Genomic DNA, 23,394 nt, shown 5'->3' on the forward strand with positions numbered 1-23,394 from the left:
TCACCAGGCGCCCGCGGACCAGCCGTATCGCCGGAGGCGGCCGGCTGGGGCGGCAGGGCGTCCTCCTCGCCGGGGGCGGTCGGCCGCTGCCGTCCGGCGGGCAGCCGTATGTGCCGCCCGGTCTCGCTGTCCATTTTCGGCCCCCTCTTCCCTGGTCCCCCGCCCGTATCCGTCCCGCTCGCGCGGTCGCCTACCTGCCCATACGCTCCGAAATGTGACGTCCTCCCTGATCCGGGGCCGGCCCCCGCGCGCCACCGCGCACATACGGGTGCGGGTGGCGCACGCCCTGCTGGGCGCCGTGGCCGGGGGCGGGTGGCTGGTGTTGCAGGTGATGACGGTCGCGGCGGGAGAACCGGTTCCCCTGGCGGCGGACGGGGCCGTCGCGACCGCCGCCGCGCCGCAGCAGGGCGGCACGTCCACGGCCGACCTCGTGCTGCCGCTCGTCGCCGGGGTCGCGGCGCTGGTGCTGGCCGGTTACGGCTGGCTGCGCCGCACGCAGCGCGCCCGCACCCGTACGACGCCGGGGATCGTCTCCGCCGCCCCCGCCGTGCCCACCGCGGCGGACGTCGAGCGCCAGGCCCGCACCGCGCTGGTCATGGCCGACGACTGCGTCCGTACGAGCAGGGAGGAACTCTCCTTCGTGCACCAGCGGTTGGCCCGCCCGGACATCGGGGTCTTCGCGCACGCGCTGCGGGCCGCCGAGACGGAGCTGTCGGCCGCGTGCGCGATCTGGCGGCGCTACGAGCAGGGGGTGCCCGCGGACCCGGCGGCCCGGCGGCAGGCGCTGGTCGGGGTGATCGGCCGGTGCGCGGAGGCGGGGCGCCGGCTGGACTCCGAGGCGGCGGAACTGGACCTGCTGCGCGGGCTGGAGGGGCCGGGGCTGCGCGAGGCGCTGGCGGCCGCGGAGGAACGCTTCCGGGAGCTGGCCGCGCGGACCGTCACCGCGCAGGAGACCCTGTCGGCGCTGCGCGACCGCTACGCGCGCGCCGCCGTCGCCCCGGTCACCGGCTACGTCGAACAGGCCAAGGACCGGCTGGTGTTCGCCACCGTGCGGCTCAACGAGGCCCGACAGAGCGCCGATCGGGACGACGGCGAGCGGGCCGCCCGGCAACTGCGCACGGCTGAGGGGGCCGTGGCGCAGGCCGGGGTCCTCATATCCGGGGTGGAACAGCTGGCCGCGCGGCTGCGGGAGGCGGCCGAGCTGCTGCCGGCCGCGCTGACCGGCACGGAGGCGGAGCTGGCGGCGGTCCGGCGGGAAGGCGGGCGCGCGTCGCTGACCAGCGGCGAGCTGCACGCCCGGCTGGCCCACGCGGACACCGTGCTGGCCGCCGTACGCGAGGAGCTGACGACGGGCCCGTACGACCCGCTGGACGCCCTGCGCCGGATCGCGCGGGCGGTGGAACGGCTGGACGACGGTCGCGAGGGCGTGGTGTCCGTGGCGGCCCTGCTGGTGGCGCGCTGCTCGGTGGCCGGGGCGGAGGAGTTCATCGGGGTGCACCGGGCGGCGGTGGGCCCGGAGGCCCGCGTACGGCTGGCGGAGGCGGTACGCGAGCTGGGCGCGGGGCGTGCGGGGGCGGCCGACACGGCGGCCCGGGAGGCCCGGGAACGGGCCGAACAGGACGTCCGCTCCCACGGCATCCCCTACCCCCCTGGCGCCGAAGCCGTTCCGGGCCTGGCGGGCGCGGTCCTGGGCGGCCTGCTGCTCGCGGAGGAGGACGACGCGGGCCCGCCGGCCGGCTACGGCGGCCCGGGGACCAGATCCCGCCGCCGCCTGCCCGAACCCTGACGGCCCCGCCCCGTACCCCGCTCACCGGTGGGCCTGGCCGCCCTCGGTCAGAAGAGGCTCAGCAGGGCTTCGGCCGGGTCGGTCAGGTCCGCTTCGCCGCCGGGCAGGGGAAGTTCGAACCACACCGTCTTGCCCCGGGGCGTCCGGCGCGAGCCCCATGCCGCGCTGAGCAGCCCCACCAGCTGCAGTCCCCGGCCGCCTTCGTCCGTGTCCCGGGCGCGCCGGCGCCGGGGCTGGACCAGGCCGGAGTCCCAGACCTCGCACACCAGTGTCCGGTCCAGCAGCAGCCGTAGCCTGATCTCCCCCTCGCCGTACCGCAGCGCGTTGGTGACCAGCTCGCTGACGAGCAGTTCCGTCGTGTCGACCAGCGCCTGAAGGTCCCAGCTCAGCAGCTGTCCGCGCGTGTACTCCCGCGCCCGCCCGACACTCTTCGGCTCGCGCGGCAGCGTCCAGTCCCCGACGGACTCGGCCGGCAGCCCCTGCACGCGCGCCATCAGCAGCGCGATGTCGTCCTCGCCGTGGTGCGTGTCGAGTGTGCTGAGGACGTGGTCGCACACGTCCTCCAGCTGCGGCGCCGGATCGCTGAGCGCGCCGACGAACGCGTGCAGCCCCTCGTCCAGGGGATGGTGACGCGACTCGACCAGTCCGTCCGTGTAGAGGGCGAGCAGGGCTCCCTCCGGGAGTTCCACCTCGACCTCCTCGAACGGCTCGCCGCCCACGCCGAGCGGCATGCCGGGCGGTACGTCCAGCATCAGCGCCTGCTCGCCGGGCTCGACCAGCACCGGTGGCAGATGGCCGGCGTTGGCGAACGTACAGCGTCTGGTGACCGAGTCGTACACCGCGTACACGCACGTCGCGAGGTACACCTCGGACAGGTCGGCGTCGCGCGGCTGGCGTGCCGTGCGGCCGGCCTGCTGCAGCCCGCCCGGTGTGCCGAGCCCCCGCGCGATCTCGTCCAGCGCCGAGAGCACCTCGGCCGGTTCGAGGTCCAGCAGCGCCAACGTCCGTACGGCGGTGCGCAGTTCACCCATGGCCACGGCCGCGCGCAGGCCGCGGCCCATGACGTCGCCGACCACCAACGCCGTACGGTGGCCGGGCAGTTCGATCACGTCGAACCAGTCGCCGCCCACCTCGGTCGCCGCGTTGCCGGGCAGGTAGCGGCAGGCGATGTCCAGCCCGGAGGCCTCAGGGTCGCCGGGCGGCAGCAGGGACCGTTGCAGTATCAGCGCCCGTTCGTGCTCCCGGCGGTACAGGCGCGCGTTGTCGATGCAGACCGCCGCGCGCGCGGCCAGCTCGACCGCCAGGTCCCGGTCCCGGTCGCCGAACGGCTCGCTGCCCTTGGTCCGGGCGAACTGCGCGAGTCCTACGACGGTGTCGTGCGCGACCATCGGCACGGCCAGCGTGGACTGCACGAGTCCGCCGTCCTCGGCCGGCACGTGCTGCGGCCGGGCGGTGCGCAGGGCGTCGGCGCAGGGCGAGGCGAAGGGGAAGTGGTGGACGGCGCCCAGCTCGACGCGTTCGCCGCTGACGCCGAGGGGGGCGCCGGAGACGGCGCTGGCGAAGGCGACGCGGCGCAGCTCGGCGCTGCCGTCGGCGCGGCCGGGCGGGGTCTCGTCGCCGGTCAGCAGCCCCTGGTAGAGGTCGACGGTGGCGAGGTCGCAGAAGCCCGGCACGACGACGTCGAGCAGTTCACGGGCGGTGGTCTCCAGGTCCAGCGAATTCCCTATGCGGGCGCCGGCCTCGTTGAGCAGGGCGAGGTTGCGCCGGGCGGCGGCGGCCTCGCGGGCGGCGGCCCGGCGGGCGGTGATGTCGGTGCCGAGCCAGGCGACGCCGATGGGCCGGCCGCTGCCGCCGTGCACCCGGTAGAGGTTGACCGACCAGTGCCGGCGCTCGGCGGAGTCCGGGACGTATCCCGTGACATGCATGTCCGTGATGGACTGCCCGGTCTCCAGCACCCGGCGCAGGGTGGCCGAAACCCGCTCCGCCTCGGGGCGCGGCAGATAGTCGTGAACTCCCTTGCCGCGGTGGTCGTCCGGGCTCCCGCCGAAGACGGAGGCGAACCGCTCGTTGGCCCTTCGGACCCTCAACTCGGTGTCGATCAACAGGAATCCGAACGGCGACTGGCCGAATATCGCCTGGGACGCGGCGAGGTCGGTCTCGATGCTGCGCAGTGTGCGGACGTCCACGACGATGCACACGGCGGCCTTCTCGCCCTCGGCGGTCCGGGTGGGCATGACGTAGACCTCGGCCAGCCCCTCCTCGCCGCGCGTGCCGTCGGGTCCGTCCGGCATGCGGAAGGGCACGACCCCGGTCCACTCGCGCCCGTCGAGGATCTCGGCCATCTTGCGCTGGCCGCGCTCGCGCAGGTCGGGGTCGACGAAGGCCTCTATGGGGTCCATGCCGACGGCGCGTTCGGCGGGGATGCCGAAGAGCTGCTCGGCACGCAGGCTCCACTGGTCGACCAGCCCGCCGGGACTGATGGAGAAGGACGCTACCCGGATGTAGTCGTAGATGGAACCGGGCGGACTGCTCTGCCACATGGCGTCGCCGGGCACCGCGGCGGCCTCCGCGGCCTGGTTCCTCGCGCCGTCCGACGGGTCCTCGGACTCCGTGGCCTTCGCTGGTATCTCGCTCACGCGAACCGTCCCCTCCAGCTCACCGCGTCCGGCACCGGTCACCGGGGGCGGCTGCCCGCAGTATCCAGCACTACGGCGCCGCACGACACGGTGTTCACGATCACAGCATGGTCCAGGTGCTTTTCGGACCAGTCCGTGACAACACTTCCACTCTTCTAACCAGGGAACACGCCGCCGAATCACACACCCGGGGAGGGGCTGCGCGCGCGGGGCGCACGCGGTGCGTCCCGAAGCCGCGCGTACTCCCCGCGCCCCCTGCGATGCTCCCCCGTCATCCGGCCCCGGCGGTCCTTCAGTCCCCCCGTCTCGTGCGGCCGCGACCCGTCGGACCGTCAGCCGCGGCCCGCCGTTCCGTCATCCTGGCAACGTCAGTTCGAACCAGACGGTCTTTCCGCTCACGCCGGGGCGCGTGCCCCAGCGCCGCGAGGACCCGGCGACCAGCTGCAGGCCGCGCCCGCCCTCGTCCTCGGGGTGCGCGACGCGTTCGCGCGGCAGCTCCGGGAGCGGGTCGGAGACCTCCACCAGCAGCGTCCCGGCGCCGTCGAGCCCGGCGGGGCGCACGAGTCGCACGCCGATGGGCCCGGTGGCGTGCCGCAGCGAGTTGGTCACCAACTCGCTGACCAGCAGCGCGGCCAGATCGGCGACGCAGTCGAGGTCCCAGCCGTGCAACTGGCCGCGGACCGCGGCGCGTGCGGTGCGCACGGCGCCGGCTTCCGCAGGAAAGGTCCACTCGGCGCAGTCACCATCGGTGTCGATCACGCCGATCACTTCCCAGGCCAGTGAGCTTCACCCATGTCCGGATTCGTGGGATTAATGGGCACATACCCGGTATCTGGCGGGCAGTACCGCGCGCCGGGGCGCACAGTGGCACGAACGGCGTACGCGGCGCCGCGCGGGCACCGTCATGGGCGTACGCGCGGTTCGGTGCATACCCGCGTACGCGGTTCAGCGCGCGGCGGCGCAGAGGTGGGGCGCGACCGCGCGCACGGCGGGGACGTCCTGGTCCAGCCAGGCGACGTCCCACAGCTCGCCAGGGGTCAGCCAGCGCAGTGCGTCATGGTCCTGCAGCGGCCGGGGCGCGGACGAGCCGGCGCGCAGGCGGGCGGTCCAGACACGCAGGACGTACGGCGCCCTGAGCGGCCACTCCCCCGGTACGCGCTCGACCGGCTCGGCGTCGACGCCGAGTTCCTCGCGCAGCTCGCGCACCAGGGCGTCCTCGGGGCGCTCGCCGGGCTCGACCTTGCCGCCGGGCAGCTCCCAGCGCCCGGCCAGATCGGCGGGCGCGCTGCGGCGTGCGGCGAGCAGCCGGCCGCCGTCGAGCAGGGCGGCTCCCACCACCACGATCCGGTCCGTACGGGGCGACAAGGGCGTGCTGGACGTCATGCGACGGAGCCTACGGCAGGCCGCCGGGGGTCAGTTGCGCGCGCCGTCCCCGTTCTGGCCGATGCGCTCGACCCAGTAGAGCTGTCGGTGGCCCCGGTCGTCGAGGCTGTCGGCGATCTTCTGGGCCTCGGCGCGCGTCGCGTACCGGCCCACGCGGTACCGATTGCCGTTGTCGTCCTGCCGTATCACGATCCAGGGCAGCGAGACCGTCCCCTCACTCACGGCCCCCACCGCCCCCGACACTCCGCGTCGCACCGCACCGCCCTCCCCCACTCTCGGCTGCGCTCGGGCGGGGGAACCCCCATCCCGCCCCGGGCTCCCGCCGAGCCCTGTCTAAGGAAACCGCAATCCGCATATGCCCGAGCGTACGCCCAACCTTTACGGAGCGAACACGGCTTTTCACAAAGAGGTACGCAACCAGCCAGAACACAGGGGGCGCACGCACGCGAATGCGCCGTCGTGAGAGCCGCGGTCGTGCGGCGGGGGAATATCCGAGTGACCCGTGACCACCTGGGAAAACGGCCGGATCGCGGCGGCGGGGCGCGGCCCGGAGCCGGGCGCGCGAGCAGTGGCCCGCTGCCACGGGGCGCCAAGGGTGTGCGCTACCTCACCCCGAGGGGCACGCACCCCGGCTCGGAAACCATTGCCGGCGAAGGCGCCGGTCACTTCACGGGCAGGTGGTACGCCACCCGGTACCGGTCGGCCGGGATCACCACGTCGGCGGTCTCCACGGGCCGGCCGGAGGCGTAGTAGGTGCGCTGGATGACCAGGACCACATGACCGGGGACACCGCCGAGCACATGCAGCTCCTCGGCGAGGCCGGGGCGGGCGCCGACCTCCTCGGTGACGTTGTCCACGATGACGTCGATGGCCCGCATGCGCTCGGCCACGCCCATCCCGCCGAGGGGCCCCTCCTCGGGCAGCATCACCGGGGTGCGGCCGGTCAGGGCGAGGGGCTCCCAGGAGGTGGAGAGCATCATCGGCTCACCGGCCTCCCGGAACAGGTACCGGGTGCGCATGACCCGGTCGCCGGCCTGGATCGCCAGCCGCTCGGCGATGGCGGCCCCGGCCCGGGCCTGCTCGCTGCTGGACTCCCAGGTGCCGCGCACGGAGGCGTCGGCCTGCTCCTGCCGGAAGGGCGTGGCGCCACCGGCCGGGCGGTATCCGGAGCGGGCCACCCGGCGGGGCACCGGCCGCTCGCGCACGTACGTCCCCGAGCCGGAGCGGCCCTCGACCAGGCCCTCGGCCATCAGCACCTTGCGGGCCTCCAGCGCGACGGTGTCCGAGACGCCGTACTCCTCGCGAATGCGGGCCTGGGAGGGCAGCCGGGTGTGGGGCGGCAGCGAACCGTCGACGATCTTCTTGCGGAGATCACCCGCGACGCGCAGGTAGGCCGGCTGCTCACCGAAAGTCACTGGCCGCTCCCATCAGGTTGTACAGACAGCAACAGCGTGGCAACGGTGGGTTGTGCCGTGCAAGTAAAGGCCAGAGAATCACTCGATGTGATGACATGCGGCACGGGCGGGCTTTACCCAGGCACTTTCTCCCCCGTATGACCGCGCTCACACCTGCGCCGGGCCGGCCCGTCACCGCCACGCGGGCGCGGGGCCGGGGCACCGGTACCGATACGGTGCCTCTGGCGGGGCGATCACGGAAGGCTTCGGGGCCGGGGCGGACACACACGGGGGCGCAATGACGACGACGGGCGAGGCCCTGACGTCGCGTCGGGTCGGTGCGCGGCCCGCCCGTGCGGTGAGGTGAACGACGCGTGGGAGAACGACGAGTGAGCGACGAGTGAGCAAGGTGAGCGCCGAGACGGTCCGCCGGGTGAACGGGCTGACCGCCCGCTGGGCGCAGGCCCTGCCCGAGGGAACGGTCTTCTCCACGCCCGGTGTCTGGCCCCTGCTGGCCTTCCTGGCCGACGGCGCGGCGGGCCCCGCGCGCGCGGAGCTGAGCGAGGCGCTGGGCGTGCCGGCCGGCCAGGCGGCCGGTGCCGCGCGGGAGTTGCTGGGAGCGCTCGTGTCGGTGTCCGGTCTGGACGCGGCGCTCGGCCTGTGGTCGCACCAGGGGCCGGCCCTGCGCGAGGCGTGGCGGGCCGGGCTGCCGGCCGGGACCTACGGGGTGTTCGGGGACGACCTGGTCACCGCGCAGGAGCGGCTGGACCGGTGGGCCGCCGAGCGCACCGGCGGGCTGGTCGAGCGCATGCCCGTGACGCTGACCCGGGACGCGCGGCTGGTGCTGGCCAGCGCCCTCGCACTGCGGACGACCTGGCGCCAGCCCTTCGACGAGCAGCCGCTGCGACCGGACGCGGGCCCGTGGCGGGGCCGTACGCTGCGCGGTCTGCACCGGCGCGGCCCGCGCCCGGACCGGGTGGGTGTGACGGGCACACCGGACGGCTTCGTCACGGCGCTGACGGTGCCGGGGGACAACGGCATCGACGTCCACCTGGTGCTCGGCGAGGAACGGATGTCCCCCGGTCAGGTCCTCGCGGCCGGCGTGGGCATCGTGGAGCGGGCGCTGCCGCTCACCGCCGGCGGCGCCCTGCCGCACGGCCATGTCGGGCCGGGCCTGTACGTGGAGCAGCAGCCGTCCGTCGCCCCGCAGCCGGTGTCGCTGGACGTGCGGACGGTGGCGTACGAGGTGCGCGCCGATCACGATCTGCTGGCGCTCGCCCCGCTGTTCGGGCTGACGACGGCGTCGGACCCGGATCACGGCCACTTCCCCGGGATCAGCGACGTCCCGCTCGCCGTCGGCCAGGCCCGCCAGTCGACGCTGGCCCAGTTCGGGGCGCTGGGCTTCAAGGCGGCGGCGGTGACGGCGGTCGCGGAGGTGTACGGCAGCGCACCCCCGCAGTACCGCTGCGAGTCGACGGTCGTCCGGGCCGTCTTCGACCGCCCCTTCGGCTTCCTCGCCGTCGACCGCGAGTCCCGGCTGGTGCTGGTGGCGGGCTGGGTGACGGAGCCGGCGCCGGAGCGGGTCACGAGCTTCCCGGGCGCTGTTCCTCCAGGACTCTGACGCAGCGGGCGAGCAGCCCGGTCAGCGTCTCGCGCTCGGCGTCGGTGAACTCCGCGCCCAGCGCCCGCTCGACGCGTACGGCGGCCGCGTCGGCCTCGGTCATGACGGCACGGCCCTCGTCGGTGAGCCGGGTCTCCAGGACGTTCTTGTGCCACTCGTGCGGACTGCGGGTGATCAGATCGCGGTCCTGGAGGTTCTTCAGGACCGTGTTCATGGTCGGCGGGGTGACCCCGCACAGCCGGGCCAGGGCGGCGGCCGAGATGCCCGGGTGCTCGTCGAGGTGGAGGAGCGCGGCGTACTGGGCGACGGTCAGCCCCGCCGGCTTCAGGACCGCCGACTTCGTCGCGGCGAGGGCCTGCTCGGCCCGCTTGAGATGGGAACCGAGGCGCTCGGACGCGGGCATGGAGGTCACCGGCCCAGATTAATGCCTGGTCGACGATGAAGCCTCTTACGCCAATTAATCCTCTCCCATTGATTAGATCTCTAATGTAGATTCGCCTCCGTCAGACCGTGAGCAACCGAACTGAGAGGCACTGCCGTGTCCCGTTCGTTCCACCGCCGTACCTTCCTGACCGCCGCGGCCGCCGGGGCCCTGGCGGTGGCGGCGCCGAAGGCGGTCGCCGCCCCCGCCGGTCCCCGCGTCTCCACCGCCTTCACGCTGCCCGACGACCGGGCCTACCCCGAGGGCATCGCGCTCGACCCGCGCACGGGCGACGCGTACGTCGGCTCCTTCACGACCGGCGCGGTCTACCGGGCCGCCGCCGGCAGCCGCGCGGCCGAGGTCTTCCTGCCGGCCGGCGCCGACGGCCGTACGACGGCCAACGGCCTGAAGGCCGACCGCGCCGGCCGCCTGTGGGTGATCGACCACACCACCGGCATCGATGTCTACGACCTGCGCGACCGCTCCCTGCTGACCCGCTTCGCGGTGCCGCAGGGCGAGACGCGCTTCCTGAACGACCTCGTGATCACCGCGGACGGCACGGTGTACGCCACCGACAGCGTGCGCCCCGTGGTCTACCGGATCACGCCCGCCGAGGTGAGCCGAGGCGCCCGCGTGCCCCTCACCGCCGCCTACGACCTGAGCGGGGCGGTCCCTGTCCACTCGCCGGACGCCTACACCCTGAACGGCATCGCCGCCGACCCCACCGGTCGCCTGCTGTTCGTGGTCGACATGACCGGCGGCGGCCTGTACCGGGTCGACGTCCGTGACGGCGCGGTACGGCAAGTCGCCCTGCACGGCGGCGACATGAAGCACGGCGACGGCCTGCTGCTGTCCCACCGCACCCTGTGGGCCGCCCAGAACGCGACCGACACCCTCAGCCGCTGGCACCTGTCCCCGGACGGCACCGAGGCCCGCCTCGTCCGCACCCTGACCACCCCGGACCTCCAGATCCCCACCACCCTGGCCCGCACCCCCCACGGCCTCCTCGTCGTCCGCTCCCAGTTCGACAAGGGCGGCCCCATGGGACCGGGGGTGCCGACCCCGCCGTTCACGGTGGCGCGGGTGACGGGGATGTGATCTCGTGGCCCGGCCCCGGCCCGGTCGCTACGGTTGAGCCATGGCCGCACTGCCCGACTGGATGCGCCCGCCGCGCGAGGAGGGCTGGCTCGCGGAGGACCTGGACCGCCTCCCCGAGGCTCCCCGCCACACCGAGCTGATCGACGGAGCGCTTGTCTTCGTGGTGTCGCCGCAGCGAGCCTGGCACGGCCGCCTCATCACCGCCCTGACCACTTCACTCATGCGGCAGGCACCCGCAGGCTTCGAGGTCGAGCGGGAGATGACCATCCGGCTCGATACCCGCAACCGCCCTGAGCCGGACCTGCTCCTGGCCACGATTCCCTACGATCCCGACCGCACGGCATACGCACCGGAGGACGTCCAGCTCGTCATCGAGGTCGTCTCCCCCGAGTCCGCCCACCGTGACCGCACGGTCAAGGTCCGCAAGTACGCCGAGGCCGGCATCCCGCACTACTGGTGCATCGAGGAGGATCGCGGCGCCCCCGTCGTCCACGTCCACGAACTGGACGAACCGCCCCGCGCCTACGTGGCCGCCGGCGTCTTCCGCGGCACCCTGAAGCGCCCGGTGCCCTTCGAGATCGCCCTCGACCTCGACAAGCTCCTCCCCCGGCAGAACACGTGACGAAAGGGGCCGGCCCCGACACGGGCCCGGCCCCTTCTCACGCTTACCGCCCGTACGGCGACCCGTCGGTCAGACGCCGATCGGTCAGACGTTGAAGCGGAACTCCACCACGTCCCCGTCCCGCATCACGTAGTCCTTGCCCTCCATGCGGGCCTTGCCCTTGGCGCGGGCCTCGGCCACGGAGCCGGTTTCGACCAGGTCGTCGAAGGAGATGACCTCGGCCTTGATGAAGCCCTTCTGGAAGTCGGTGTGGATCACGCCGGCCGCCTCGGGAGCCGTGGCGCCCTTCTTGATCGTCCAGGCGCGCGACTCCTTGGGGCCGGCGGTCAGGTAGGTCTGCAGGCCGAGGGTGTCGAAGCCGACGCGGGCGAGGGTGGCGAGGCCGGGTTCCTCCTGGCCCACGGACTGCAGGAGCTCCAGGGCCTCCTCCTCGTCCAGCTCCGCGAGGTCCGCCTCCAGCTTGGCGTTGAGGAAGATCGCCTCGGCGGGGGCGACGAGGGCGCGCTGCTCGTCCTTGAAGGCCTCGTCCGTCAGCTCGTCCTCGTCGACGTTGAAGACGTAGAGGAAGGGCTTCGTGGTGAGCAGGTGCAGGTCGTGGAGGGGTGCCGCGCGCTCCGTGCCCTGGACGATCCCGTGGGAGAAGAGGGTGTCACCCTTCTCCAGGATCTCCTTGGCCTCCTCGACCGCCTTGACCTTCGGCGCGACGTCCTTCTTGATCCGCGACTCCTTCTGGAGCCGGGGCAGGACCTTCTCGATCGTCTGCAGGTCGGCGAGGATCAGCTCGGTGTTGATCGTCTCGATGTCGTCCTTCGGCGAGACCTTGCCGTCGACGTGGACGACGTTCTCGTCCTTGAAGGCCCGGATGACCTGGCAGATCGCGTCCGACTCGCGGATGTTCGCGAGGAACTTGTTGCCGAGGCCCTCGCCCTCGGAGGCACCGCGCACGATGCCGGCGATGTCGACGAAGTCGACCGTGGCCGGGAGGATGCGCTCGGAGCCGAAGATCGAGGCCAGCTTGGCCAGCCGGCCGTCGGGCACCCCGACCACGCCGACGTTCGGCTCGATCGTGGCGAACGGGTAGTTGGCCGCCAGCACGTCGTTCTTGGTCAGGGCGTTGAACAGGGTCGACTTGCCGACATTGGGCAGGCCGACGATTCCGATCGTGAGCGACACGTTGCGACTTCCCGTTGATGAGTGGGCGGTGAGTGGGCCAGGGGGCGGTGCCAGGGGCCGGAGACCGACACTGACCGATCCACCAGTTTACGGCGTCCCCGCCCTCCGCCTCCCGGGAGCGTCGGACGCCCGGCCAAGCTGCGCCCAACGGCGTGTCTGATGGCCGATTCAGCACATAAACAGACCTAAGTTGGTCCAGTGGAGCAACACGGATCGCGACCCCCGAACGACGGACCGCGACGCGGCACGCCGCCGCACGCGCAGCTGCCCCCGCAGGCCCGCCGCCGGCCCGCGTCCGGGGCGGAACGCGGCGCGCGGCAGGCCCGGGTCGCCCGCCCGACCCCCTCGGGCCCCCGGCTGCCGAACCCCCGGCTCACCGGGCTCGGCAGCGGGCTGTTCTGCACGGTCGTGATGTTCCTGCTCGGCTGCCTGGTCCAGCTGCTGTTCGGCGCGTCCATGACGGCGTACGCCGTGCTGTTCCTGCCGGTGTGCGTGCTGACCGCGCTGTGGGTGCGCGACGGGGATGTGCTGACCGCCCCCGTCGTCCTGCCGATCGCGTTCACCGTCGGGCTGCTCCCGGTCGCCGACGGCAAGGGCGGGCTGCTCGCCCGGCTGATGGGGGTGTTCACCGGCCTCGCCACGCAGGCCGGCTGGCTGTACGGGGGGACGCTCGTCGCCGGGGTGGTCGTGCTCGTACGGCGCGTGCGGTGGGTACGGCGGCGCCGGCGCAGAGCCTGAGCGACCGAGCCCCTGAACACGAGCCCCGAGCCACCGGACCAGGGCCGCCCACTCGGCCCCGAACGGGCCGGCCCCCGCCCCGCTGGGCAGCCGGCCCGGCAGCCCTGGGCCGGCCCCCGCGTCGACGGGACCCCCGGCTGCGAGCCCTGACCGAACGGCCGACCACCCAAGGCCCGCTCTTCCGGTACCCGGTGCCCACGGCTCTCCTGAGCACCAGGCCCTCGGCGGCCGTTTCCACCGGGCCCCCGCTCCGGCGCACCGGCTCGCTCTCCGCTCCTGCGCTCAGGCCTCCGGCACCCCCTGCTCCGCCGCTCTCATCGCCGCCCCCACGATCCCCGCGTTGTTCTGCAGCTGGGCGGGGACGATCTCGGCTCTGATGCCGTCGATGAAGTGCAGGAACTTGTCCGCCTTGCGGCTGACGCCGCCGCCGATGATGAACAGCTCGGGCGAGAAGAGCATCTCCACATGCGCCAGGTACTTCCGGACGCGACGCGCCCAGTGCTCCCAGCTGAGGTCGCCGTCCTCCTTGGCCTTGCTGGAGGCGCGCTTCTCGGCGTCGTGGCCGTTCAGCTCCAGGTGGCCCAGCTCGGTGTTCGGCACGAGGACGCCGTCCACGAAGACGGCGCTGCCGATGCCCGTGCCGAACGTGAGCAGGACGACCGTGCCCTTGCGGTCGCGGCCGGCGCCGAAGCGCATCTCGGCGACGCCCGCCGCGTCCGCGTCGTTGACCACCGTCACCGGCAGACCGCCCAGCCGGCCGCCGAACAGCACGCGCGCGTCCGTGTCGATCCAGGTCTTGTCGACGTTCGCCGCCGTACGGACCACGGCGCCGCCCGTGACCACCCCGGGGAAGGTCAGGCCGACCGGGCCCGTCCAGCCGAAGTGGTCCACGACCTGCTTGACCCCGTCGGCCACGCCGTCCGGAGTCGCCGGATGCGGGGTGAGCACCTTGTGGCGCTCCAGCGCCAGGTCACCCTTGTCGAGGTCCACAGGGGCGCCCTTGATCCCGGATCCGCCGATGTCCACGCCGAAGATCTGCATGGCACCACGTTACGACGGGCCACTGACAGTCACGCCCGGTCAGGCCTCGGCCGCACCGCTCCCGCCGCGCTCGGCGACCAGGGCGGTCGCCTCTTCGCGCAGATCACGGCGGAGTTCCTTGGGCAGCGAGAAGGTGATGGACTCCTCGGCCGCCCTCACCAGCTCCACGTCGCCGTAGCCGCGCCCGGCGAGCCACTCCAGCACCTGCTCGACCAGCACCTCGGGCACGGAGGCGCCGGAGGTGACGCCGACGGTCGTCACGCCCTCCAGCCAGGACTCGTCGATCTCGTCGGCGAAGTCCACGAGGTAGGCGTCGCGGGCACCGGCCAGCTTCGCGACCTCGACCAGCCGCTTGGAGTTGGAGGAGTTGCGCGAGCCGACGACGATGACCAGTTCCGCCTCGGCGCCCATCTGCTTCACGGCGAGCTGGCGGTTCTGCGTGGCGTAGCAGATGTCGTCGCTGGGCGGCGAGACGAGCCCGGGGAACTTGGTCTTCAGGGCGTCGACGGTCTCCATGGTCTCGTCGACGGAGAGGGTCGTCTGGGACAGCCAGACGACCTTCGACGGGTCACGGACCTCGACCTTGGCGACGTCCTCGGGGCCGTCCACGAGCTGGATGTGGTCGGGGGCCTCACCGGAGGTGCCGATGACCTCCTCGTGCCCCTCGTGGCCGATCAGGAGGATGTCGTAGTCCTCCTTGGCGTACCGGACGGCCTCCTTGTGGACCTTGGTGACCAGTGGGCAGGTGGCGTCGATGGTGGCGAGCCGGCCCCGCGCGGCCTCCTCGTGCACGACCGGGGCGACGCCGTGGGCCGAGAACATCACGATGTTGCCGGGCGGCACCTCCTCGGTCCGCTCGACGAAGACCGCGCCCTTGTTCTCCAGGGTCTGCACGACGTACTTGTTGTGGACGATCTCGTGCCGGACGTAGATCGGCGCCCCGTACTGTTCGAGGGCCTTCTCGACGGCGATCACGGCGCGGTCCACACCCGCGCAGTAACCACGAGGTGCGGCGAGCAGGACACGGCGGCCAGTCGAAGAGGTCATGCGTCCCATCGTAAAGCCCGTGTCCGGCCGTCCACGGCGGCGTGCGAGCGCGCTCGGCCGCGTTCGGGTGCGCGGGGATCGCGTGCCCGCCGCCGTGCGGGGAAGACTGGTGGGCATGTCCGACACCGGGACGACGGCCGCCTCCACCGACGAGCGGCACCGGCTGCGGCGCAGCCTCGGCTTCCGGGACCTGGTGGTCTACGGGCTGCTGTTCATCGCCCCCATGGCGCCGGTGGGCGTGTTCGGCACGCTGGACGCCCGCTCGCACGGCGCGGTCGCGCTGGTGTACGTGGTGGCGACGGTGGCCATGGGGTTCACCGCCTTCAGTTACGCGCAGATGGTGCGGGTCGTGCCGCAGGCGGGCTCGGTGTTCGCCTACGCGCGCGTGGGGCTCGGACGAGGGGCCGGGTTCGTCGCGGGCTGGATGGCCATGCTGGACTACGTCCTCATCCCGGCCGTCGCCTACCTCTTCTCCGGCATCGCGATGAACGCGCTGGTCCCCGAGGTGTCCCGCTGGGTGTGGACGGCGCTCGCGGTCGTCGTCACGACCCTGCTGAACCTGTGGGGCGTACGGGCCGCCGCGCGCGTGGGCTTCCTCGTGCTGGCGCTGGAGATCGTCGTCCTGGTGGTGTTCGTGGTGGCGGCGGTCGTCGTCCTGGCACGGGACGGGGCGACGCGGCCACCGCTGTCACCGCTGTCGGGCGACGGCACGCAGGGCCCGTTCGTGTTGTCCGCGGTGATCGGCGCGGTGTCCGTCGCCGTGCTGTCGTACCTGGGCTTCGACGCGATCGCGGCGTTCGCCGAGGAGGTCACGGGCGGCTCGGCGAAGGTGGCGCGGGCGCTGCTGTTCTGTCTGGCGCTGGCCGGTGTGCTGTTCGTGGCGCAGACGTACCTGGTGGCGCTGCTGGAGCCGACGACGTCGGCGCGGCTGGCCGCCGACCCCGCCCTGCAGGGCTCCGCCTTCTACGACGCCGTCGACGCCTCCGTCGGGCGCTGGCTGCACGACCTGGTGGCCGCGAGCAAGGCGATCGGGGCGGCGTTCGCCGCGCTGGCGGGGCAGGCGGCCGCGGGTCGGCTGCTCTTCGCGATGGGCCGGGACCGGCGTCTGCCGCGCGCGTTGTCGCGCACGGCAGGCGGGGTGCCGCGGGTCGCCCTGCTGTGCGCCGCGGTGATCACGCTCCTGGCGGCGGGCTGGGCGGCCCGGCGCGCCGACGGTCTGGACAAGCTGGTCTCGGTGGTCGACATCGGCGCGCTGACCGCCTTCACGCTGCTGCACGCGAGCGTGGTGGGCCGTTTCGCGTTGCGGCGACCGGGCCGGGAGCCGGTGAGCTGGTGGCGGCATGTGCTGGTGCCGGTGGTGGGGGCGGCGATCACGGTCGCGGTGATCGTGGAGGCGAGCGGGGTGGCCCAGGTGGTGGGCGGGGTGTGGCTGGTGATCGGGCTGCTGGTGCTGGCGGGGCAGCGGGGGCGGACCGGCGTTCCCGCGTAGCCGCCTCGCGGCGGCCCGCACCCCTTCCCGCGAACGGCGCTTCGCGGCCCGGTGTCGGAGGGGACCGTTACTCTCGACCGCATGGCTGCCCGCACCTCTCCCGAAGCCCCCCTGCCCGTCGGCGAGGTCTCCCGGCTCATCGGGGGGTGGATCGACCGGCTCGGCGCGGTGTGGGTCGAGGGGCAGATCACCCAGTTGTCGCGGCGGCCGGGCGCCGGAGTCGTGTTCCTGACGCTGCGGGACCCGTCGTACGACATCTCCGTGAGCGTGACCTGTTACCGGCAGGTGTTCGACGCCGTCGCCGACGTGGTCGGGGAGGGGGCCCGCGTCGTCGTCCTGGCCAAGCCGGAGTGGTACGCCCCGCGGGGCCAGCTGTCCCTGCGCGCCGCCGAGATCAGGCCGGTCGGCGTCGGGGAGCTGCTGGCCCGGCTGGAGCAGCTGAAGAAGGCGCTCGCGGCCGAGGGCCTGTTCGCGCCGGAGCGCAAGAAGCCGCTGCCCTTTCTGCCGCAGCTGATCGGGCTGGTCTGCGGGCGCGCCTCCGCCGCGGAGCGGGACGTGCTGGAGAACGCCCGGCATCGCTGGCCCGCCGTCCGCTTCGAGGTGCGCAACGTCCCTGTGCAGGGGGTGCACGCGGTGCCGCAGGTCGTGCAGGCCGTCAAGGAGCTGGACGAGGTCGCGGAGGTCGACGTGATCATCGTCGCGCGCGGCGGCGGCAGCGTGGAGGACCTGCTGCCCTTCTCGGACGAGCAGCTGGTGCGGGCGGTCGCGCAGTGCCGTACGCCCGTCGTCTCGGCCATCGGGCACGAACCCGACACCCCGCTGCTGGACTACGTCGCGGACCTGCGCGCGTCCACCCCGACCGACGCGGCGAAGAAGGTCGTGCCGGACGTGGGCGAGGAGCTGGAGCGGGTGCGGATGCTGCGCGACCGGGCCCGGCGGTGCGCGCACGCGTACCTGGAGCGGGAGGAGCGCGGGCTGGCGCATGCGCTGGCCAGGCCCGCCATGGAGGATCCGCACCGGGTGATCGACGAGCGCGCGGACCATGTCGCGTCGCTGGCCGAGCGGTCCCGGCGCTGCCTGGGGCATCTGCTGGACCGCGCGGACTCGGAGCTGACGCACACACGCGCGCGCGTGGTGGCCCTCTCCCCCGCGGCCACGCTCCGGCGCGGCTACGCGGTGCTCCAGAAGGCCGACGGGCACGTGGTGCGCGATCCGGGCGAGGTGACGGGCGGCGAGGCGCTGCGGGCCCGTGTGGCCGAGGGTGAATTCACAGTGAAGGTGGGCGAATGACGGACAAGGTGGAAGAGGCGCTCTCCTACGAGCAGGCGCGGGACGAGCTGATCGAGGTCGTACGGCGCCTGGAGGCGGGCGGTACGTCGCTGGAGGAGTCCCTGGCGCTGTGGGAGCGCGGCGAGGAGCTGGCGAAGGTGTGCCGGCGCTGGCTGGAGGGGGCGCGGGCCCGGCTGGACGCGGCACTCGCCGAGGAGGAGGGGGAGGAGCCCTCAGCCGACGGCGCGGCGGAGGGCTCCGCGTAGGGGCGAGCGGCCCCGGCGCGGGGGCGGATATGCACGAGGGGCGTCAAGCCTCTCGTTCCTGACCGTTCCCGGGGCCGGGCCGTACGAGCCTGCTCACCTTCCCGCAGGCCAGGACACCCCTCTGAGGATCGCTGGCATCGGCAAGCCGGACCCGGACGCCTGGTACCCGCGCTCGCCGCGCGGCGTACGAGGACGTCGTCGGTGCGCGGGGACCGGGCAGGTCACGTGGTCTTCAGCGCCGCCGCCATCTTCGCCATCTCGTCGAAGGACGCCGTACCGGCCACGACCGTCGTGGAGCCGTGCGTGCCGTCCAGGACGAGGGCGTTGTAGCGGCCGCCGGTGTAGCGGGTCCAGGTGCGGCCGCCGATCGTCTCGGTCTGCTTCGTCGCGGACGCGCCCTGGCTGGCGTCGTCGATGAAGTCGGCGGGCTTCTGCGTGGACTGTTCCAGCTGCACGTACTGGCCGTCGGGGGTCTGGTAGCCCAGGTGCCAGCGCTGCTTGTCGGCGTCGTAACGCACCGAGGTCGCCTTCCACGTGCCCGGCAGCCCCTCGGGCGCCGCGACCGGGTAGCTCGCCGCGCGGCGGGCGCCGACCAGCTCGACCCGGTAGTCGACCCGCTTGAGGTCGGGAGCGTGGTCGTCGTGCGGGATCGAGAGGAAGTACACGACCAGCGCCGCCACGCCCACCACGGCCAGCGAGAGGATCATGTCCCGGGCCGTCTTCTGCTTGCCTTTGGAACCTGCCACGCCCTCTATCGTCGCAGGTGCCCCATGCGCTCATCCGTGGGGCCCCCTGCTCATTTTGTCTGCCTAACGATAGAGTCGTGGCCAACACCCTCATCCGGCCGTCGTCGTATCAGAAAGGTGCGCTCCGATGACCGAAAATCATCATCTTCCGTCCGAGCTCGATGTTCCCTCCGAGGCTCCCGACCGCAACCTCGCCCTGGAACTCGTCCGGGTGACCGAAGCCGCCGCCATGGCCGCGGGCCGCTGGGTGGGGCGTGGCGACAAGAACGGCGCCGACGGTGCCGCGGTGCGGGCCATGCGGACCCTCGTGTCCACCGTGTCGATGAACGGCGTGGTCGTCATCGGCGAGGGCGAGAAGGACGAGGCGCCGATGCTCTTCAACGGGGAGCACGTCGGCGACGGCACCGGCCCCGAGGTCGACATCGCGGTCGACCCGATCGACGGCACCACGCTGACGGCCAAGGGCATGCCGAACGCGATCGCCGTCCTCGCCGCCGCCGAACGCGGCGCCATGTTCGACCCGTCCGCGGTGTTCTACATGGACAAGCTGGTCACCGGCCCCGAGGCCGCGGACTTCGTCGACATCAACGCGCCCGTCGCCGTGAACATCCGGCGCATCGCCAAGGCCAAGCGGTCCACGCCCGAGGACGTCACCGTCGTCATCCTCGACAGGCCGCGGCACGAGGGCCTGATCAAGGAGGTCCGGGAGGCCGGTGCGCGCATCAAGCTGATCTCCGACGGCGATGTCGCGGGCTCGGTCTACGCGCTGCGCGAGGGCACCGGCGTCGACCTGCTGCTCGGCATCGGCGGCACGCCGGAGGGCATCATCTCGGCCTGCGCCGTGAAGTGCCTCGGCGGCACGATCCAGGGCAAGCTGTGGCCGAAGGACGACGCGGAGCGGCAGCGGGCGATCGACGCCGGGCACGATCTGGACCGCGTGCTGACGACGGACGACCTGGTCTCGGGCGAGAACGTGTTCTTCGTCGCGACCGGGATCACCGACGGCGAGCTGCTGCGGGGTGTGCGGTACCGGTCGGAGACCGCGCTGACCGAGTCGATCGTGATGCGGTCGAAGTCCGGGACCGTGCGCAGGATCGACTCCGAGCACCGGCTGAGCAAGCTGCGGGCGTACAGCGCGATCGACTTCGACAAGGCCAAGTAGGTCCGGGACGCGGGGGCGCCCGCTCGAAGGGCGGCCCTGCGCGTCCATCGGCGCGTGCGGATCGTCCGTGCCGGCCGCGCAGTTCCCCACGGGGCGCCCGCTCGAAAGGCGGGCCTGCGCGTCCATCGGCGCGTGCGGATCGTCCGTGCCGGCCGCGCAGTTCCCCTCGCCCCCTCCGCAGCACCCCGCGACACAGCCGTACGGCGGGCACAGCCGGCGGGGCCCTCCGGGCCGTCGGCAGCCTGCCGGCCCGGCGGCGGTCTCCCGCCGGCCGGCACAGCTCGGCGTCGCCGCCACGGCCCGCCCACGCGGCGCACCGCGCGGCGAACACAGCCCGGTGCGGGTGGGCGCTCCCGCTAGCCCGCCATCCGGTTCGCCGCTGTCACCCTCGCCGCCTTCTTCAACTCCATCTCCCTGCGCCGGCGCCTCGCCAGGACCACGCGGCGCTCGGCCGCCGTGAGACCGCCCCAGACGCCGTAGGGCTCGGGCTGCAGCAGGGCGTGTTCGCGGCACTCGACCATCACCGGACAGCGGGCGCACACGCGCTTGGCCGCCTCCTCGCGGGACAGCCGAGCCGCGGTCGGCTCCTTCGACGGCGCGAAGAACAGCCCGGCCTCGTCGCGCCGGCACACCGCCTCCGTGTGCCATGGTGCGTCTTGATCCCTGTCTCGCACGGGCACCCGCTGGGCCGGAACGGCAGCTACCTGCAGGGACGAATGCGGCGGTTGCAGCACGGTCTACTCCTGACGACGGCTTCGCGAGCGAGAGACGATGCAGCAAGGCCTACCCGCTGTGCGCGCGCCTATGCACTGCGTTTCCAACCGCGGGCGCACGACGGCTCGTTCGCGCCCCCGGGGTCGCGGTGCCGACGGACCGACCCGTTCCGCTTAGCGGCGGATTCGCGGCCGTCAACGGTCCAGGTGTTTGCGCAGCTTCCTGTCGACCTTGTCCTGGATCCGCTCCAGCTTGCGGTCGACCCTGCTCTGCACCCGGTCCAGGATGTCGCCGATGCGCTTGCCGCGCCTGGGGCGCGCCTCCACGTTGCCGAGGACGGCCCAGCCGTCGACGTAGACGACCGGGGCGTCGGGCTCGACCGAGTCCAGCGTGTCCACCTCGAAGTTGCCGAGGACGCCGCCGCCGGTGCCGCGCAGCGACACGTTCTCCGGGACGCGGATCTGGACGTCGCCGAAGACCGAGACCGCCTTGATGACGACCTGCTGGTACTCGAAGATCGCCTCACTGAGGTCGATCTCGACGCTGCCGAATACCGAGTACGCGTGCAGCCGGCGCCCGGCGCGCCAGCGGCCGCGGCGCACGGCGCTGCTGAAGACGGCGACCACGTTGGCGTCCGCCTCGGGGGGTATCGCGCCCGGGGCCGGACGGGGCGGGACGGGTGTGTAGGCGGGGGCGGCCGGCTGCTGGTGGGCGGCGGGCAGGTCCCGGATGAAGACCTCCAGCTCGCCCACCGTCTTGGCGTGCAGCACGCCCTCGACGCGCTCGGCGTGCTCGTCGGCGGTCAGCCGGCCCTCGGCGAGGGCCTCGCGCAGGATGTCGGCGACCCGGTCGCGGTCGGCGTCCGAGGCGCGCAGTTCGGTGACGCCCGGTGCGGCGTCCTGGGTACGGGCGGGCTTCTGAAGGTCCACGCACAGCAGCGTACCGAAACGCGATAGATCGCGACTAGGGGTGTGGATGACGTGCGTGTCGCGGACTGAGCCTTACCTCACAGGTTCGCCGTCGGCGGCAGGTTCTACGCTGGTGAGGCCCGCCGGCGTCGGCGGGCCGCCGTCCGTCACAGTGAGGAATGGGCTGAGATGCCTGAGTTCGCGTACACCGATCTGCTCCCCCAGGGAGAGGACACCACCCCGTACCGGCTGGTGACCTCCGAGGGCGTGTCCACCGTCGAGGGACCGGACGGGCGGACGTTCCTCACGGTGGAGCCGGAGGCGCTGCGCAAGCTGGCCGAGGAGGCCATCCACGACATCCAGCACTACCTGCGCCCGGCCCACCTGGCCCAGCTGCGCCGCATCATCGACGACCCCGAGGCCTCGAACAACGACAAGTTCGTGGCGCTCGACCTGCTGAAGAACGCGAACATCGCGGCGGCGGGCGTGCTGCCGATGTGCCAGGACACCGGCACGGCGATCGTCATGGGCAAGCGCGGGCAGAACGTCCTCACGCGGGGCCGCGACGAGGAGGCCCTCAGCCGCGGCATCTACGACGCCTACACCAAGCTCAACCTGCGCTACTCGCAGATGGCTCCGCTCACCATGTGGGAGGAGAAGAACACCGGCTCCAACCTCCCGGCCCAGATCGAGCTGTACGCGACCGACGGCGGCGCCTACAAGTTCCTGTTCATGGCCAAGGGCGGCGGCTCGGCCAACAAGTCGTTCCTCTACCAGGAGACGAAGGCCGTCCTGAACGAGGCCTCCATGATGAAGTTCCTGGAGGAGAAGATCCGTTCGCTCGGAACGGCCGCCTGCCCGCCGTACCACCTGGCGATCGTCGTCGGCGGCACGAGCGCCGAGTACGCGCTGAAGACCGCGAAGTACGCCTCCGCGCACTACCTGGACGAGATCCCGGCGCAGGGCTCGGAGCTGGGCCACGGCTTCCGGGACAAGGAGCTGGAGCAGAAGGTCTTCGAGCTGACCCAGAAGATCGGCATCGGCGCGCAGTTCGGCGGCAAGTACTTCTGCCACGACGTGCGCGTGGTGCGGCTGCCGCGGCACGGCGCGTCCTGCCCGGTCGCGATCGCCGTCTCCTGCTCCGCCGACCGCCAGGCCGTCGCGAAGATCACCGCCGAGGGTGTCTTCCTGGAGCAGCTGGAGACCGACCCGGCGCGGTTCCTGCCGGAGACGACGGACGAGCACCTCGACGAGTCCTCCGACGTCGTCAAGATCGACCTCAACCAGCCGATGGACACGATCCTCGCCGAGCTGACCAAGTACCCGGTCAAGACCCGGCTGTCACTGACCGGCCCGCTGGTCGTGGCCCGTGACATCGCGCACGCCAAGATCAAGGAGCGGCTGGACGCGGGCGAGGAGATGCCGCAGTACCTGAAGGACCACCCGGTGTACTACGCGGGTCCGGCCAAGACCCCCGAGGGGTACGCCTCCGGATCCTTCGGTCCGACGACGGCCGGCCGCATGGACTCCTACGTGGAGCAGTTCCAGGCGGCGGGCGGCTCGAAGGTGACGCTCGCGAAGGGAAACCGGTCCAAGCAGGTCACCGACGCGTGCAACGCCCACGGCGGCTTCTACCTCGGCTCCATCGGCGGCCCCGCCGCCCGCCTCGCCCAGGACTGCATCAAGAAGGTCGAGGTCCTGGAGTACGAGGAGCTGGGCATGGAGGCCGTCTGGAAGATCGAGGTCGAGGACTTCCCGGCGTTCATCGTGGTGGACGACAAGGGCAACGACTTCTTCCAGGATCCCGCGCCCCAGCCGACGTTCACGACGATCCCGGTCCGCGGCCCCGGTCTCGCCTAGTCCCCGGCGCCCCGACAGGT

22 protein-coding genes are annotated in these 23,394 nt (G+C 72.8%); 10 read left to right on the forward strand and 12 right to left on the reverse strand.

Translation table 11 applies throughout. The annotated features are described in order from the left end of the window. The first annotated feature begins 214 nt into the window (after positions 1-214). Positions 215-1,786, forward strand: coding sequence for a hypothetical protein (locus tag ACZ60X_RS15245; protein WP_469598161.1), 1,572 nt, complete (start codon positions 215-217; stop codon positions 1,784-1,786). Between the two features lie 47 nt (positions 1,787-1,833). Here the strand turns inward: ACZ60X_RS15245 and ACZ60X_RS15250 are convergent, their stop codons facing one another. The 5 genes from ACZ60X_RS15250 to ACZ60X_RS15270 form a co-directional block, all read right to left on the reverse strand. Beyond that, positions 1,834-4,422 (reverse strand): SpoIIE family protein phosphatase, encoded by a 2,589-nt coding sequence (locus ACZ60X_RS15250; protein ID WP_469598164.1) that lies wholly within the window; start codon positions 4,420-4,422, stop codon positions 1,834-1,836. 354 nt (positions 4,423-4,776) lie between these two features. Next, complete coding sequence (locus tag ACZ60X_RS15255; protein ID WP_469598167.1) at positions 4,777-5,190, reverse strand: ATP-binding protein; 414 nt, start codon at positions 5,188-5,190, stop codon at positions 4,777-4,779. A gap of 177 nt (positions 5,191-5,367) precedes the next feature. After that, complete coding sequence (locus ACZ60X_RS15260) at positions 5,368-5,805, reverse strand: (deoxy)nucleoside triphosphate pyrophosphohydrolase (RefSeq protein WP_469598170.1); 438 nt, start codon at positions 5,803-5,805, stop codon at positions 5,368-5,370. Between the two features lie 30 nt (positions 5,806-5,835). Further along, a complete protein-coding gene (locus ACZ60X_RS15265; protein ID WP_469598173.1) occupies positions 5,836-6,036 on the reverse strand; it encodes an SPOR domain-containing protein in 201 nt (66 codons plus the stop codon). Positions 6,037-6,467: 431 nt separating this feature from the next. Then, entirely contained in the window at positions 6,468-7,220 is a 753-nt protein-coding gene (locus ACZ60X_RS15270) for a GntR family transcriptional regulator (RefSeq protein WP_469598176.1), read from the reverse strand. A gap of 379 nt (positions 7,221-7,599) precedes the next feature. Here ACZ60X_RS15270 and ACZ60X_RS15275 point away from each other — a divergent pair, with 379 nt between their 5' ends. After that, a complete protein-coding gene (locus ACZ60X_RS15275; RefSeq protein WP_469598178.1) occupies positions 7,600-8,820 on the forward strand; it encodes a serpin family protein in 1,221 nt (406 codons plus the stop codon). On the opposite strand, the gene ACZ60X_RS15280 is transcribed toward ACZ60X_RS15275, so the two are convergent. Further along, positions 8,783-9,223: a MarR family winged helix-turn-helix transcriptional regulator gene (locus ACZ60X_RS15280; RefSeq protein WP_469598435.1), complete on the reverse strand. Its 441-nt coding sequence runs from the start codon at positions 9,221-9,223 to the stop codon at positions 8,783-8,785. The two genes, ACZ60X_RS15275 and ACZ60X_RS15280, sit on opposite strands and share 38 nt — an antisense overlap. Positions 9,224-9,358: 135 nt before the next feature. Here ACZ60X_RS15280 and ACZ60X_RS15285 point away from each other — a divergent pair, with 135 nt between their 5' ends. Both ACZ60X_RS15285 and ACZ60X_RS15290 read left to right on the forward strand, forming a co-directional pair. Further along, a complete protein-coding gene (locus ACZ60X_RS15285; protein WP_469598180.1) occupies positions 9,359-10,339 on the forward strand; it encodes an SMP-30/gluconolactonase/LRE family protein in 981 nt (326 codons plus the stop codon). Positions 10,340-10,379: 40 nt separating this feature from the next. Further along, positions 10,380-10,961: a Uma2 family endonuclease gene (locus ACZ60X_RS15290; RefSeq protein WP_469598182.1), complete on the forward strand. Its 582-nt coding sequence runs from the start codon at positions 10,380-10,382 to the stop codon at positions 10,959-10,961. Between the two features lie 84 nt (positions 10,962-11,045). On the opposite strand, the gene ychF is transcribed toward ACZ60X_RS15290, so the two are convergent. Beyond that, on the reverse strand, positions 11,046-12,134 hold the full coding sequence (gene ychF, locus ACZ60X_RS15295) for a redox-regulated ATPase YchF (RefSeq protein ID WP_469598184.1): 1,089 nt from the start codon (positions 12,132-12,134) through the stop codon (positions 11,046-11,048). Between the two features lie 198 nt (positions 12,135-12,332). On the opposite strand from ychF, the gene ACZ60X_RS15300 reads away from it, so the two are divergent. Then, positions 12,333-12,872, forward strand: a complete 540-nt coding sequence (locus ACZ60X_RS15300; RefSeq protein ID WP_469598186.1) for a DUF6542 domain-containing protein — start codon at positions 12,333-12,335, stop codon at positions 12,870-12,872. Positions 12,873-13,154: 282 nt separating this feature from the next. Here the strand turns inward: ACZ60X_RS15300 and ppgK are convergent, their stop codons facing one another. Further along, positions 13,155-13,913 carry a polyphosphate--glucose phosphotransferase gene (gene ppgK, locus ACZ60X_RS15305; RefSeq protein ID WP_469598189.1) on the reverse strand — a complete coding sequence of 253 codons (759 nt, stop codon included), beginning with the start codon at positions 13,911-13,913 and terminating at the stop codon, positions 13,155-13,157. Positions 13,914-13,952: 39 nt separating this feature from the next. Continuing rightward, complete coding sequence (locus ACZ60X_RS15310; protein ID WP_469598191.1) at positions 13,953-14,969, reverse strand: 4-hydroxy-3-methylbut-2-enyl diphosphate reductase; 1,017 nt, start codon at positions 14,967-14,969, stop codon at positions 13,953-13,955. Positions 14,970-15,075: 106 nt separating this feature from the next. On the opposite strand from ACZ60X_RS15310, the gene ACZ60X_RS15315 reads away from it, so the two are divergent. The 3 genes from ACZ60X_RS15315 (at position 15,076) to ACZ60X_RS15325 (ending at position 17,984) form a co-directional block, all read left to right on the forward strand. Beyond that, the gene (locus tag ACZ60X_RS15315) at positions 15,076-16,449 is read left to right on the forward strand and encodes an APC family permease (RefSeq protein ID WP_469598193.1); all 1,374 of its coding nucleotides are present in this window, start codon (positions 15,076-15,078) and stop codon (positions 16,447-16,449) included. A gap of 81 nt (positions 16,450-16,530) precedes the next feature. Continuing rightward, positions 16,531-17,739, forward strand: a complete 1,209-nt coding sequence (xseA, locus tag ACZ60X_RS15320; RefSeq protein ID WP_469598195.1) for an exodeoxyribonuclease VII large subunit — start codon at positions 16,531-16,533, stop codon at positions 17,737-17,739. After that, positions 17,736-17,984: an exodeoxyribonuclease VII small subunit gene (locus ACZ60X_RS15325; RefSeq protein WP_469598197.1), complete on the forward strand. Its 249-nt coding sequence runs from the start codon at positions 17,736-17,738 to the stop codon at positions 17,982-17,984. Before xseA ends, ACZ60X_RS15325 begins: the two co-directional genes overlap by 4 nt. Positions 17,985-18,205: 221 nt before the next feature. On the opposite strand, the gene ACZ60X_RS15330 is transcribed toward ACZ60X_RS15325, so the two are convergent. Then, positions 18,206-18,730: a DUF4245 domain-containing protein gene (locus tag ACZ60X_RS15330; RefSeq protein ID WP_469598199.1), complete on the reverse strand. Its 525-nt coding sequence runs from the start codon at positions 18,728-18,730 to the stop codon at positions 18,206-18,208. Between the two features lie 127 nt (positions 18,731-18,857). Here ACZ60X_RS15330 and glpX point away from each other — a divergent pair, with 127 nt between their 5' ends. Next, a complete protein-coding gene (glpX, locus tag ACZ60X_RS15335; RefSeq protein WP_469598201.1) occupies positions 18,858-19,892 on the forward strand; it encodes a class II fructose-bisphosphatase in 1,035 nt (344 codons plus the stop codon). Positions 19,893-20,248: 356 nt separating this feature from the next. Here the strand turns inward: glpX and ACZ60X_RS15340 are convergent, their stop codons facing one another. Together ACZ60X_RS15340 and ACZ60X_RS15345 are read right to left on the reverse strand one after the other, a co-directional pair. Then, entirely contained in the window at positions 20,249-20,626 is a 378-nt protein-coding gene (locus tag ACZ60X_RS15340; protein ID WP_469598203.1) for a WhiB family transcriptional regulator, read from the reverse strand. Positions 20,627-20,800: 174 nt separating this feature from the next. Further along, positions 20,801-21,535 (reverse strand): DUF1707 SHOCT-like domain-containing protein, encoded by a 735-nt coding sequence (locus ACZ60X_RS15345; RefSeq protein ID WP_469598206.1) that lies wholly within the window; start codon positions 21,533-21,535, stop codon positions 20,801-20,803. Between the two features lie 168 nt (positions 21,536-21,703). Between ACZ60X_RS15345 and ACZ60X_RS15350 the strand changes: the two genes are divergently transcribed. Next, positions 21,704-23,374, forward strand: a complete 1,671-nt coding sequence (locus ACZ60X_RS15350; RefSeq protein WP_469598208.1) for a fumarate hydratase — start codon at positions 21,704-21,706, stop codon at positions 23,372-23,374. Positions 23,375-23,394: the final 20 nt, after the last annotated feature.

The sequence above is a fragment of the Streptomyces sp. NPDC104106 genome (assembly GCF_055584345.1).

What these genes read in the sequence shown, in the direction of transcription:
- ACZ60X_RS15260 (WP_469598170.1), bottom strand. Translation starts at nt 5,805, where the DNA reads ATGACGTCCAGCACGCCCTTGTCGCCCCGTACGGACCGGATCGTGGTG.
- ACZ60X_RS15280 (WP_469598435.1), bottom strand. Translation starts at nt 9,223, where the DNA reads ATGCCCGCGTCCGAGCGCCTCGGTTCCCATCTCAAGCGGGCCGAGCAG.
- ACZ60X_RS15290 (WP_469598182.1), top strand. Translation starts at nt 10,380, where the DNA reads ATGGCCGCACTGCCCGACTGGATGCGCCCGCCGCGCGAGGAGGGCTGG.
- ppgK (WP_469598189.1), bottom strand. Translation starts at nt 13,913, where the DNA reads ATGCAGATCTTCGGCGTGGACATCGGCGGATCCGGGATCAAGGGCGCC.
- ACZ60X_RS15310 (WP_469598191.1), bottom strand. Translation starts at nt 14,969, where the DNA reads ATGGGACGCATGACCTCTTCGACTGGCCGCCGTGTCCTGCTCGCCGCA.
- ACZ60X_RS15315 (WP_469598193.1), top strand. Translation starts at nt 15,076, where the DNA reads ATGTCCGACACCGGGACGACGGCCGCCTCCACCGACGAGCGGCACCGG.
- xseA (WP_469598195.1), top strand. Translation starts at nt 16,531, where the DNA reads ATGGCTGCCCGCACCTCTCCCGAAGCCCCCCTGCCCGTCGGCGAGGTC.
- ACZ60X_RS15325 (WP_469598197.1), top strand. Translation starts at nt 17,736, where the DNA reads ATGACGGACAAGGTGGAAGAGGCGCTCTCCTACGAGCAGGCGCGGGAC.
- glpX (WP_469598201.1), top strand. Translation starts at nt 18,858, where the DNA reads ATGACCGAAAATCATCATCTTCCGTCCGAGCTCGATGTTCCCTCCGAG.
- ACZ60X_RS15350 (WP_469598208.1), top strand. Translation starts at nt 21,704, where the DNA reads ATGCCTGAGTTCGCGTACACCGATCTGCTCCCCCAGGGAGAGGACACC.